This window comes from Patescibacteria group bacterium (assembly GCA_034660655.1).
Lineage (GTDB): Bacteria > Patescibacteriota > Patescibacteriia > JAACEG01 > JAACEG01 > JAACEG01.
The window spans coordinates 1-13819 of sequence record JAYEJU010000032.1; the positions used below are offsets into that span (position 1 = coordinate 1).

Genomic DNA, 13819 nt, shown 5'->3' on the forward strand with positions numbered 1-13819 from the left:
CCTGTCACTGATAAACACTAAACATTGATGGATATATAAATTGTTGTGAAATTACAACGACCGCGTTAATTTTACAACAATTTAAAATTGAAAAAAGTATTGAAAATAAAACAGAGGCGCAAAATTTTGCGCCCCTGCGAATTCTCAAAACGCCTATTCTAATTTTTTTATTCGGCGTTTAAATTTATTTATTTCTTTACTCAGATAATCGCATTTTTGCTCAAGAGCAAGCAATCTGAATTCAACATCACCTCTGTTTTGAGCGTGATAAATCACACTCTTAACATAAGGATAAATAAACCAAATTGATAGGACAATAAGAACCAAAAACGATAATTTTCTTAAAAGTCGCAACCAATCAAATCCTTCTTGCACAATTCCTTCAATAAAATTCCTAAAAAGTTTTATCACTTTTTATTCCTCCTGTTTTCTTTATATTTTATTTTTATTTCTTAAAACCAGTGCCGGCAGGAATCAAGCGCCCGATAATCACATTTTCTTTTAATCCGTCTAAATGGTCTATTTTTCCGCTTAAAGAAGCGTCAATCAAAATTTTTGAAGTTTCCTGAAAAGAAGCTGCGGCTAAAAAACTTTTTGTGGAAAGCGAAACTTTTGTTATGCCTAATAATAATTCTTTCCCTTTTGCTTTTACGCCTCCTGCTTTTTCTATTTTTTTGTTTTCTTCATTAAATTCCACTGTATCAACAACATTTCCAGGCAAAAAATTAGTGTCCCCGTCGGATTTGACAAGTATTTTAGAAAACATTTGACGCGCTACAACCTCTACATGCTTATCATTTAATGGCTGGCCTTGTGAAGAATAAAGATATTGAATTTCATCAATGACATATCTTTGGACATCAATTTTTCCCCTTAAATTAAAAAGTTGATGTAAATCTAAATTTCCTTCTGTTAATTGCTGTCCTTTTTTTACTGTTTCTTTATTTTTAACCCAAATGTCAACTCCTTTTGGAACCAAAAATTCATTAACTTTGTTAGCTTCATAAGAAACAATTATTTTATCTGGAAAAACTTGGACAGCCCCATCTTTTTTGCTCTTTACTTTAAATTTATTATTTCGCGTAAACAAAATATCGTTTTTGCAAACATTTTGCCCGTCTTTTACTTTAACATCAATTTTTATATCAATATCTTTATCTTTTGCTGATTTAAAAGAATATTTGTCAGCGTCTGTTGATTTAAATTCCAACTTAATTGTTTTTTGCCCATAAACATTTTCTAACACAATTTTCCCAGTAGCGTCTTTAATACTTCGTTGTTGCTGTTCAATTTTTACAATTCCATCCTCATCAGCTAAAATCCCTTTGTTTTTTGGAATTCTTGCTTCAAATATTTCTTCAACTCTTGGCAATCCTTGGGTAATATCAGTGCCTGCGACTCCGCCAGTATGAAATGTTCTCATTGTTAGCTGTGTCCCTGGCTCACCAATTGACTGAGCTGCGACAATCCCGACCGTTGCTCCGTCTTTTACTAATTTATTAAATCCCAAATCCCAGCCATAACATTGTTTGCAAGCGCCTTTTAATGATTTGCAAGATATTGCTGAACGAATTTTTATTTTGTCTAAATCTAATTTTCTTATTTTTTCTCTTTCTACTTCTGTAATCATCTGGCCCTTTTTAACGATTTTTTCTTTTGTTTTATTATCAATAAGATTTTCTAAGGAAACTCTGCCGACAACTCTATCCGCGATGCTGCTGCCTATTTTCTCACTGCCTTCTCTTGTTATCTCAATTCCGCGAGTGTCTCCACAATCGTCTTCATAAATAAAAACATCTTGCGCCACATCAACTAATCGTCTTGTTAAATATCCAGCGTTAGCTGTTCTTAAAGCAGTATCAGAAAGTCCTTTTCTGGATCCATGAGTTGAAATAAAAAATTCCAACACGCCAAATCCGCTTTTAAAATTTCCTTTAACAGGCAATTCAATAATATCGCCAGACGGGCTACTTACTAATCCTTTCATACCGACAACTTGAGTTAATTGGCCCCAATGCCCTTTTGCTTTAGAATCAATAATAGAATAAATAGGGCCATCCTTATCAAGCCCTTTCTTTGCCAAAGACACAACTTTGTCCTTTGCCATACTCCAAACTTCAATTATTTTACTGTGCCGTTCAGTATCAGTTAAAAGTCCTGCTGAATATTGTTGTTTAACTTCTTCAACTATTTTTTCAGCTTTGTCTAAAATTTCATCTTTGTCTTTTATTTCCGGCAAATCTCCAATCCCCCAAGAAAGCCCTGAACAAGTAATATATTTAAACCCTAAAATTTTAATGTCATTAACAAGTTGCTCTGTTCTATCTAAACCATGAATGCTTAAGATTAATCTTATTAATTTTTTCAAAGTTCCCGTATCCATTTTGTCGTCTTGATAATCCATATCATCGGGCAGAACTTTATTAAAAATTATTCTTCCAACAGTGGTTGTGATAATTGATTTTTTAGTTTTGCCTATAGAACCATCTGCTTTAACCTTAATTAAATCCCTTAATCCTATCTTTTTTAAATCATAAGCTAAAACAGCTTGTTCAGGAGAAATAAATGTTTTTAGTTTTTTCTCGTCAACATTCTTATTTCCAACAGAAGTTAAATAATAACATCCCCAGACAATATCCTGATTAGGGCTCACAACAGGATCGCCTGTTGCCGGCTTTAACAAATTTTTACTTGACTGCATTATATCTCTTGCTTCTTTTTGTGCTTCTTTTGTCAAAGGCAAATGAACAGCCATTTGATCTCCGTCAAAGTCAGCGTTAAAAGCGCTACAAACCATTGGATGTATCTGAATTGCTTTTCCTTCTATTAAAATTGGTTGAAACGCCTGAATACCTAAACGATGCAGTGTAGGAGCGCGGTTTAAAAGAACATAGGCTTCTGAAATAACATCTTCTAAAATATCCCAAACTTCAACCCTGCCTTCATTTATAAAACGAAGAGCGCTTTTTACATTATGGACAATTTCACCTTTAATAAGTTTGCTGATTACAAACGGCTTAAATAGTTCCAAAGCCATTTTTTTTGGCAAACCGCATTGGTTTAATTTTAAATCAGGACCAACAACAATTACGCTTCTAGCTGAATAATCAACTCTTTTGCCTAAAAGATTCTGCCTAAACCTACCTTGCTTTCCTTTCAAGATATCAGCAATTGATTTTAACATTCTTTTTTGCCCTGTTGAAGCTATAACAGTCTTGCCATGCCTTGCGCTATTGTCAATTAAAGCGTCAACAGCTTCCTGCAACATTCTTTTTTCATTTCTGCAAATAACTTCTGGAGCGTTTAATTTAATTAATTGCTTTAAACGGTTATTACGGTTAATAACTCGGCGATACAAATCATTCAGGTCAGAAGTCGCGAAACGCCCGCCGTCCAAAGCAACCATTGGGCGAAGGTCTGGCGGAATAACAGGAATTACAGTTAAAACCATCCATTCAGGCCTGATATTATTATTTTTTAAATTTCTTAAAATTTTTATCTCTTTTATTGCTTTTTCTTTTTTTACCCCTTTAAAAATATTTATTGCTGATTTTATTTCGTTTATGCTTTTATCCAAATCTATTTTTTCTAATAATTTTTTTATTGCTTCAGCTCCGATGCCAGCTTCAAAAATATGTCCATATTTTAAAGAAAGATTTTGATATTGCATTTCTGTTAAAATTTGCATTTCCTTTAATTCTTTTAATTCTTTTTCAGACGTTGCAAATATTTCATCTAATTCATTTGTTTCTTGCTCTTTTTTCTTAATTAATTCCGTAATTTGCTTTTCTCTTGCTTTACCATCTTCTTTTGTGTTAGATTTTATTTCTTGAATTTCAGATTGGTTTTTTTTGCTTATTTTTTTCTTTTTTTCTTTATATTCTTCCTTTAGTTCTTCTAAAACTTTTTGTTTTAATTCTTGGTCAACATTAGTTACAATAAAATTCGCAAAATAAACAATTTTTTCCAATAATGACGGCGAAAGGCTCAACAAAGAACCGATTCTTGAAGGAACACTTTTTAAAAACCAAATATGGCTCACAGGAGCCGCTAAATCAATATGCCCCATTCTTTCTCTGCGAACTATTGATCTTGTGACTTCTACCCCGCATTTGTCGCAAATAATTCCTTTATATCTAATTTTTTTATACTTTCCGCAATAGCACTCCCAATCCTTTGACGGACCAAAAATTTTTTCACAAAAAAGACCATCTTTTTCTGGTTTTTGAGTTCTGTAATTAATTGTTTCAGGTCTTGCAATTTCACCATAAGACCAGCCGTGAATTACCTTTGGCGAAGCTAACCTAAGCCTGATCGCTTCAAAATCCGTTGTTTTTATTAAATTTGACATATATAAAATATAAATGGCAAAATGCCTGCCGGCAGCCAAAATGAATTTAATTAAATTATTTTTTAATTTTTTCTTTTTTAATTTCTGGCTTTTTTATTTCTAAATTTTTTTATTATCTTTGCTTTCAATCTGTTTTTCTGGCGTTATTGGTTTTTCATTTTCATCAAGCAATTCAACATCCAAACCAAGCCCTTTAAATTCTCTTACTAAAACATTAAAAGATTCAGGAACATTTACTTTTTGTATTTCTTCTCCTTTTATAATTGATTCATAAGCTCTTGATCTTCCCGGAACATCGTCTGATTTAATAGTTAGCATTTCTTGTAAAATATGCGCGGCTCCATATCCTTCCAACGCCCAAACTTCCATTTCCCCAAATCTTTGTCCGCCAAACTGCGCTTTTCCGCCTAATGGCTGTTGAGTAATAAGCGAATAAGGACCTATTGATCGCTGATGAATTTTATCTTCAACCATATGATTTAATTTCAGCATATACGCGTATCCAACAACTGTTTTTTCATTAAATGGATCTCCTGTTCTTCCGTCATAAAGAGTTAATTTGCCGTCTTCTGGATAACCATATTTTTTTAATTCTTGTTGAATAATATTTTCTGAAATTCCGTCAAGTGGCGGAGTTATAACTTTATATCCGCCCGCGCGCGCGGCCAAGCCCAAATGAGTTTCCAAAAGCTGGCCTAAATTCATACGAGAAATAACTCCTAATGGAGATAATATAACATCAATTGGAGTTCCATCAGCCAAACACGGCATATTTTCTATTGGCACAACATTGGAAATAACACCTTTATTCCCATGCCTTCCAGACATTTTATCTCCTACTTGAATTTTTCTTAAATTAGCGACTGAGATTTGGACAGTTTTAATAACTCCAGGAGAAAGCTTATCTCCTTCTTCGCGAGAAAAAATTTGGACATTTACTATTTTTCCGTGTTCGCCATGCTCAAGAACAAGAGAACTGTCGCGAACATCTTTTGCTTTTTCTCCAAAAATCGCTCTTAATAATTTTTCTTCACTGGAAAGTTCTGTTTCTCCCTTTGGCGTAATTTTTCCAACCAAAATATCTCCTGATTTAACTTCAGCGCCAATCCTTACAATACCGCTTTCATCTAAATTCTTTAATCTTTCTTCTCCAATATTAGGAATATCTCTTGTTATTGTTTCGGGTCCTAATTTTGTGTCTCTTATATCAATACTGTAATCGTTAATATGAATCGAGCTATAAAAATCATCTTTTACTAATTTTTGCGAAACAATAATAGCATCTTCATAATTGTATCCTTCCCATGCCATAAAAGCGACTAAAACATTTCTGCCTAAAGACAATTCCTTTCCGTCTATGGATTGCCCATCCGTGATTGCCTGCGCTTTTTTAATTTTATCGTTGATTTCAACTATTGGATGTTGGTTTATACAAGTTGATTGGTTTGATCTTACAAATTTTAACAGATCATAAACAGTTATTTTTTTATCATCACCTAATATTTCAATTTTATTTGCTGAAACGCTAGTTACTTTTCCATCACATTCAGCTCTTAACACATGGCCTGAATCAAGAGCGGCTTTTTCTTCCACTCCGGTGCCGACTAAAGGCGCTTTAGGATTAATAAGCGGGACAGACTGTCTTTGCATATTTGTTCCCATCAGAGCTCGTACGGCATCATCATGCTCTAAAAAAGGAATCATTGCTGTTGCGATAGAAACAATCTGTTTTGGGGAAACATCCATAAAATCAACATTGTAGACATGCTCAATATCTGGATTGCCGTATTTTCTTACTTCAACCTTTTCATCTAAAAAATATCCATCTTTGTCAAGGTTAGCTATCGCTGTCGTGATAATATTTTTTTCTTCTTGAAAAGCGTCTAGATAAACAATCTCCTTAGTTGCTATAGGATTAATCGCGATTGTTTTTAAATCTTTATTTTTTTCTAATTCTCTTGCTTGCGATGAACTAATTATTTGACCTTTTTTAACAACTATTTTTCCTTTTGATTTTATATCTTTTAAAACCTTTTTGCCAACAGTTTCTTTGAATTTATTTTTTACTTTATTCAAAACTTTTCTATAAGATGTTTCTAAAAAACCATATTCATTAATATTAGCGTAATTTGCCAAATGTCCAACTAGTCCGATATTTGGCCCTTCAGGAGTTGATATAGGGCAAATTTTTCCATAATGAGTTCTGTGGACATCTCTTACCTCAAATCCAGCTCTTTCTCTTGTTAACCCACCAGGACCCATAGCTGATAACCTTCTTTTGTGTTCTAATTCAGCTAATGGATTTGTTTGGTCCATAAACTGGCAAAGCTGGGAAGACATAAAAAATTCTTTAACAGCTGAAATTAACGGCCTTGAATTAATAAGTCTGGCAGGTGTAACAGTATTTTCATCAACGGTACTCATTCTGTCTCTTATAATTCTTTCCATTCTTACCATGCCAATGCGAAATCTGCCTTGAATCAACTCTCCAACAGTTCTTACTCTGCGATTTCCCAAATGATCAATATCGTCTGCTTCTTTTTGAGAAATATTTAATTTAATAATTTCTTTGACAATATTAATTAAGTCTTGTTTTCTAAAAATTCTATTTTCTTTGGTATCTTCAAGGTCTTCATTAAAACGGCGGTTTATTTTATAACGCCCGACTTTTCCAAAATCATATCTGTCAAATCTAAAAAACATCGCGTTTATTAAAGAGCGAACATTATCAATACCAGCTAAATCTCCAGGTCTTATTCTTTTATAAACTTCCATTAAACCCTCGTCCTCGGTTTTTGTAGCGTCTTTTTTAAGCGTTGATTTAATATAATTAAAATCAGGATGAATTTCAACCTCTTTGAAAAGTTCTTCAATTTCTTCGTTTGTGCTATAGCCAAAAGCGCGCAAAAGCGAAGTTACAGCGATTTTTCTTTTCCTATCAATTTTAACCCATATAACATTATTTATATCTGTCTCTATTTCAAGCCAAACTCCCCTGTTTGGGATAACTTTAGCTCCATAATAATTTTTTCCGCGAATATTTTCGGAAAAGCAAAAAACTCCAGCGCTTCTTATTAATTGTGAAACAACCGCGCGCTCAATTCCGTTGATAATAAAAGTTCCATTTTTTGTCATCAATGGAATATCTCCTAAATAAATTTCTTGATCACTAATTTTTTTTCCATCTTTCTTTAATTCAATATTTACTCTTATCGGGGCTTCATAGCTGACATTTTTGTTTTTACTGGTTATTTCATCAAACTTAGGATCATCAAAATAATAATCTTTAAAAAAAAGTTCTATTTTTTGCCCGCTAGAATCTTTAATGGGAGAAATTTCATTAAAAATTTCTTTTATTCCGTTTTTTAAAAACCAATTATAAGAATCCTTTTGCAATCTTACCAAATCTGGCAATTGTATGACATCTTTCTTGTTTTTAGTAGTTGCTATATATTTACCGCCTTTAATGTTTCCGTCTTCGTATGTAAATAAAATTCGATCTTTGGTTTTTTGTTTAGACATAAATATATTATAATTACAAAAATAAAAAATTTATAAAACACAAAAATGGCTCATCTATCTATACCAAAAAGACGAGCTTATTTTTTTTAAGTTAATTTAAATATTTTTTAACATTATGCTTCTGATTAAGCACTCTGTTATCTCTTATAATTTGTATAACAGACTTATTTAGAAACTATTATTATAAAAACATATTTTAAAAAGCTTGTCAAGAAAATTTATAAAAAGTTAACATAAAAATTTGTCTGTTTGATTTAATCCAAGCAATATTTTATAATAACTAAAAAGATTAAACTAAATTTAAAAATGAAAAAATACTTTAAATTACTTTTTGGAATTTTTTTATTGGCATTATTGCCAACCTGTTTTGTTAGCGCTGATTTGTTGTCAGACAGATTAGCAGGCAGGATACTTTTGCAAGTTGAAGAAAATGGCGAAGCATGGTATGTTAATCCGAATGACAATAAAAGATATTTTTTAGGCAGGCCTTCTGACGCTTTTAAGGTAATGAAAATTTTTGGATTAGGAGCGACGCATGAATTTATTGTTAGCCAAACAATTTACCCCGAACATGTTTTAGGAAAAATATTATTGGATGTTGAGAAAAACGGCGAAGCGTATTATATTTATCCAGAAGACAAAAAAGCGTATTATTTAGGACGCCCTTTAGACGCGTTTAATATAATGCGAAATTTAGGGCTTGGAATAACTGACAATAATTTAGCAAAAATATCTTTTGCAAAAATAAGCAGTCCGAGCTCGTTAGAAAAAATTGAAAAAGATATTCATAATTTAGTGAATATAAAAAGAATATCTAATGGGCTGAATGTATTGCTTTGGAATAATGAAGTGGCGACTGTTGCCAGAGAGCACAGTAAAAATTTAGCAGATGAAAATATTAATATAACTAGCAATGCAGCAATTTGCAATTATCCAATGATTCATCACGAAGGATATAATTTTGGGCTATATCAAAATGACAGATTGGAAAACAGAAAAATATATTATTTTGGCGCTAGTGGAGAAAATATTGCGTTAATTTCAGAAATCAAAACAATAAAATATTACGGAGGAGATGGCTATGGCTGTAATTCTGATACTATTGAGCAAAATTTTAAAGCAAGGCTTAATATAGCTGAGAATGAACAGGAAAAAATTAATCTTATAAAAAATGAAATACAGATAAGGACAAATCTGATGAACCAACAGCCAAAAATAGAAATTCAAGAAAAAATATTTTTTAGTGAAGACGAAGCCGAAAGCAGGGCAGTTGACGGGTGGATGAGCAGTCCTGGACATAGGGCAAATATTTTAAATCAAAATTTTAATGAAGCAGGAATAGGCATAGCAAAAGTGAACAGTTATTTTATTATAACCCAAGTCTTTATTAAAAAAGTTAATTGCGGATATAAAAACGGTCCATGCTGTGAAAAATCAGGTTATTATTCTTATTGCTATGAGTCATTAAATTGCGTTTCTAATATTTGTAAAGAATAAATTATAGTTGTTAAAAAAATAAAAAATTCCATTGGAAGTTGATATCTAAATGGAATTTTATTCTCAAAAATTATTTTTTTGCTGTGATAAAAGTCGTAAAATTAAATTTCAAATCCTGTACACTTTCCTCTAATATTTGTAATCCATATAATTCAGCGCATTTTGCAGGAGCAATAACAGCCGAATTTTTATCTATTTTTTTATTTTTTAAATCTTTTGCCGCCTGCGCCGTATCAGCCCATTCTATAATTTCCGCTTTTGGCCATTTTATTTTTAAATACATTTTGCATTGTTTCAGCGCTTGAGGATGTGAAACAATTTTTTTAATATCTTTTAAATTTTTATTTCGCAAACATAGAAGACAATGGCGAATATCAATTTCAAACATATTTTCAATCTTAAAAACATATTTTGCCATAGCGTAAACGGATTCATACACTATTCCGCCATTGGAATTTTCAATTGGAAATATTGCTTTATCAATTTTATTTTTAATTAAAAAAGACAGAGTTTTGTCAACTGTTATTAAATAAATAATTTCGTAATTTTTTATATTGTGTTTTTGGCAATAATACACAGCGGCTTCTTCTGAAAAACTGCCGACATTGCCAGAAATTCCAATTTTAATAGGCATAATAAAATTTTTAGAATTTATAGTTAATTTTATTATTCCTTTAAACAAAATAAAAATAAGATATACTTTTATTTTTATATTGTCATCCTGAACTTGACCGTTGTCATCTTGAACTTCCTGCCTGCCGGCAGGCAGGGATTCAGGATCTACAAAAAAGATGGCAGATTCTGAAATAATACTGAATTAAATTCAGCATGACATTATTCAGAATAACAAAAATTAAAATATAAAATTCAATATAAATTCTTAATATTAAAATTATAAATAATAAAGATTTAAAAGTCAAAAAATTTCAAAGTCTTGTTATTTTTAACATTTTTAATTGTTGTAAAATTGATGCTGTCGCGTTTATTTTATAACAATCTTAAATTTGGTTTTCGTAAATTTAAAAGTTGACGAACTTGCGCGGTCGCACATTCTTGTCAACTTTTTTATTTTTTGTTGTCTTTTTTTTGCTTTTTATTTTTCATTATTTTATTTTTACAGAAAGTTGATAAACATATGCGACCGCATTTTTTGTCAACTTTTTATTTTTTTATTTTTTGCTGTCTTTTTTTGCTTTTTATTTTTGAAAAAGCAGATTTTAAAATTATTATTTTACAAATCAGATAAAATAAATTATGATTAGGATATTAAAAACAAATCGTTATCTAATTAATTCAGTAACAAAACCAAAAAAATAAAATATTATAATTTACCAAATTTTTAAATTCCAATTTCAAAATTACAAATAACAAATAAATTACAATAACCAAAATACAAAATGCAAAACAATTATTTTATCTCTCAATATCTGTGTAATTGAATTTAGAATATTTGAATTTTGATATTATTTGGAATTTGTGATTTTGGATTTGTAATTTTTAAAAAGATTATAATTTAAAATATTCAACTAAAATTATCAAAATTATTACCAAATTAGTTAGCAATTACATGTATGCCTATTCCTCAACTTAGAAACAAAAATCAAAATTTTTCCAATAAAAGAATCATTGTGCCGAAAAAAGTGTCTGGTTGGAAAAAACCAAAAAATAAAAAAGATTTTTTAAAAAGTTTATTAAAAAAAACAATCTTTTTGTGTTTTATATTATTTTTTTTAGGACTTATTGCTGGAGTTGGAGTTATTGCCTGGTATTCTAAGGATTTGCCTGATCCAAATCGGCTGATAGAAAGAAACATTCCTCTTTCCACAAAAATTTTTGACCGTTCAGGTAAAACTGTTTTATATGAAATTCATGGAGATGAAAAAAGAAATTTTGTTGATATAGATGAAATTCCATATTACGCGATACAGGCTACAATAGCGATGGAAGATAAAAATTTTTTTGAGCATAAAGGATTTTCATTATTAGGAATTTTTAGAGGAGTTGTTATTGCCAAATTGCAAGGGAAGAGAATGCAAGGCGGGTCAACAATTACGCAGCAGCTTATCAAAAACGCGATTCTCACGAATGAAAGAAAAATACAAAGAAAAATAAAAGAGCTGATTTTGGCATGGAAAATTGAAAAAAAATTCAGCAAGGAAGAAATTTTACAGCTGTATTTTAATGAAATCCCTTATGGATCAACAGCTTATGGAATTGAATCAGCCAGCAATCTTTATTTTGGAAAATCAGCTCAAGATATAACCTTGGCTGAATCAGCAATATTGGCCGCTTTGCCTCAAGCTCCAACATATTATTCGCCTTATGGCTCTCATAAAGACAAATTAATTGGACGCCAGCAATATATTTTAAAATTAATGCTTGAACAAAACCGCATTGATCAACAGCAACATGAAGAAGCTCTTGCGGAAAAATTAGAATTTAAAGCACGCAGAGAAAATATTATCGCGCCACATTTTGTAATGTATATTAAAGAAAAATTAAGTAAAAAATATGGAGAAAAAATGGTTGAGCAAGGAGGATTACAAGTAATCACAACGTTAGACACATACAAACAAGAAAAAGCAGAAGAAGCAATTACTGAATTTGCTGAAAAAAATGAAGAAAAATATAACGCGAAAAATTCCGCGCTAGTCGCTGTTGACGCTAAAACAGGACAGATACTGGCAATGGTTGGATCGCGTGATTATTTTGATATTGAAAATGACGGAAATGTTAATGTTGCTGTTCGGCTAAGACAGCCTGGCTCGTCTTTAAAACCATTAGTTTACGCTACAGCGTTTACAATGGGATATACGCCAGAAACAATTCTTTACGACACAAAAACAAATTTTGGGGTTCAGGGCGCTAAAGAATATATCCCGCATAATTATGACGGAAAATTTAGAGGCCCAGTCACAATGAAAAAATCGCTTGCCGGATCGCTTAATGTTTCTGCTGTTAAAACTCTATATTTAACAGGACTTGACAGGGTGACGGACAATACAAAAAAAATGGGCTATACAACATTGAGCGATAAAAATCGTTTTGGCTTATCATTGGTTTTAGGCGGAGGCGAAATAAAGCTGCTAGAACACACAAATGCTTATGCTGTGTTCGCGCGAGACGGGATTTATCATCCAATAGTCGGAATATTAGAAGTAAAAAATTCTGATGGAGAAATTATTGAAAAATATGTAGAAAAAGAAAAACGCGTTATGGATTCGCAATCTGTTCGTTTGCTTAACAGTATTTTGTCAGACAATTCCGCGCGGGCTTACGCTTTTGGTGAAAGCAATTATTTAAATTTAGGGGCAAGGCCTGTGTGCGCTAAAACAGGAACAACTAATGATTACAAAGACGCGTGGACAATTGGATATACTCCTTCTTTGGCTGTTGGAGTTTGGACTGGAAATAATAGAGGCGAAGAAATGAAAAAAGGCGCTGGCGGGTCAGCTGTTGCGGCTCCTATTTGGAATAAATTTATGAAAAGCGTTTTAGGGTCGATAGACACTGGCGAACCAGTAGAAAATTTCGCAAAACCAAAAGAAATTAAAACTGAAAAATCTGTTTTAAAAGGTAAGACAGGAGAAGACATAACTTTAAAAATAGATAAATTTTCCAACAAGCTGGCGACTGACCAAACTCCTGAGGCCGCTATTATTGAAAAAACTTTTAAACAAATGCATTCAATTCTTTTTTATGTGAATAAAGATGATCCGCAAGGAGAAAACCCCGAACACCCGGAAAACGACCCGCAATATAACAGATGGGAAGAGTCAATTATTGAATGGGCAGAAGAGCAAAATGAGAAAGAAGATTCGCCAGCTGGCGGAGAAAAAGAAAAAATTATAATAGAAATTCCGCCAATTGAATATGATGATTTGCATATTCCAGAAAATATTCCTTCGCTATCTATTTTAAATTTAGATGAAGGACAAAAAATTACGAATGATGAAATTTTTATTGATGTTGACGCTGTTGCTCCTCGTGGAATGGATAAAGTTGAATATTGGGTTGATCAAAATTTAATTGATACGATTGACAGTGAACCTTATGATTTACATTGGATTATAAATGACACTCCAAATGGCAAACGAAATTTAAAAGTAATTGCTTATGATGATGTTTTAAACAGCAAGGAAATAAATTTGAATTTAAATTTTCAAATTATTGACAAGCCTTTGCAAATTATCTGGATATCGCCTGACAATAACCAAAATATTTTCAAAAATAATTTCCCTTTTAATTTATCCGTTAGCCTTTCTAGAATAAGCAGAATTAAAAAACTAGATTTTTATTTTAAAGAAGCGTCCCAATCAAGTGGAAATTTAATATCATCAATAATCAAGCCAAAACAAAAAGCGCTAAATATTATTTGGAATAATATGCCGAACAGAGATGGATTTTACAAAATTTATTTAGTAATTACGGATGTAAATGATAAAAAAA

Annotated in this window: 6 protein-coding genes; 2 read left to right on the top strand and 4 right to left on the bottom strand. The window is 31.6% G+C overall.

All coding sequences use genetic code 11. The annotated features are described in order from the left end of the window. Positions 1-153: 153 nt before the first annotated feature. The 3 genes from U9O55_02415 to U9O55_02425 all read right to left on the bottom strand — a co-directional run bounded on the left by U9O55_02415 (position 154) and on the right by U9O55_02425 (position 7873). A complete protein-coding gene (locus tag U9O55_02415) occupies positions 154-411 on the bottom strand; it encodes a hypothetical protein (protein MEA2088667.1) in 258 nt (85 codons plus the stop codon). 34 nt (positions 412-445) lie between these two features. Further along, on the bottom strand, positions 446-4351 hold the full coding sequence (gene rpoC / locus U9O55_02420; GenBank protein MEA2088668.1) for a DNA-directed RNA polymerase subunit beta': 3906 nt from the start codon (positions 4349-4351) through the stop codon (positions 446-448). Between the two features lie 99 nt (positions 4352-4450). Next, positions 4451-7873 carry a DNA-directed RNA polymerase subunit beta gene (locus U9O55_02425; protein ID MEA2088669.1) on the bottom strand — a complete coding sequence of 1141 codons (3423 nt, stop codon included), beginning with the start codon at positions 7871-7873 and terminating at the stop codon, positions 4451-4453. A gap of 306 nt (positions 7874-8179) precedes the next feature. Here U9O55_02425 and U9O55_02430 point away from each other — a divergent pair, with 306 nt between their 5' ends. Further along, positions 8180-9370: a CAP domain-containing protein gene (locus U9O55_02430; protein ID MEA2088670.1), complete on the top strand. Its 1191-nt coding sequence runs from the start codon at positions 8180-8182 to the stop codon at positions 9368-9370. 70 nt (positions 9371-9440) lie between these two features. Here the strand turns inward: U9O55_02430 and U9O55_02435 are convergent, their stop codons facing one another. Next, on the bottom strand, positions 9441-10004 hold the full coding sequence (locus U9O55_02435) for a prephenate dehydratase domain-containing protein (GenBank protein MEA2088671.1): 564 nt from the start codon (positions 10002-10004) through the stop codon (positions 9441-9443). A gap of 937 nt (positions 10005-10941) precedes the next feature. Between U9O55_02435 and U9O55_02440 the strand changes: the two genes are divergently transcribed. After that, positions 10942-13819 (top strand): PBP1A family penicillin-binding protein (locus tag U9O55_02440; GenBank protein MEA2088672.1); only part of this gene is annotated, 2878 nt, incomplete at its 3' end.

What these genes read in the sequence shown, in the direction of transcription:
- U9O55_02425 (MEA2088669.1), bottom strand. Translation starts at nt 7,873, where the DNA reads ATGTCTAAACAAAAAACCAAAGATCGAATTTTATTTACATACGAAGAC.
- U9O55_02435 (MEA2088671.1), bottom strand. Translation starts at nt 10,004, where the DNA reads ATGCCTATTAAAATTGGAATTTCTGGCAATGTCGGCAGTTTTTCAGAA.
- rpoC (MEA2088668.1), bottom strand. Translation starts at nt 4,351, where the DNA reads ATGTCAAATTTAATAAAAACAACGGATTTTGAAGCGATCAGGCTTAGG.
- U9O55_02430 (MEA2088670.1), top strand. Translation starts at nt 8,180, where the DNA reads ATGAAAAAATACTTTAAATTACTTTTTGGAATTTTTTTATTGGCATTA.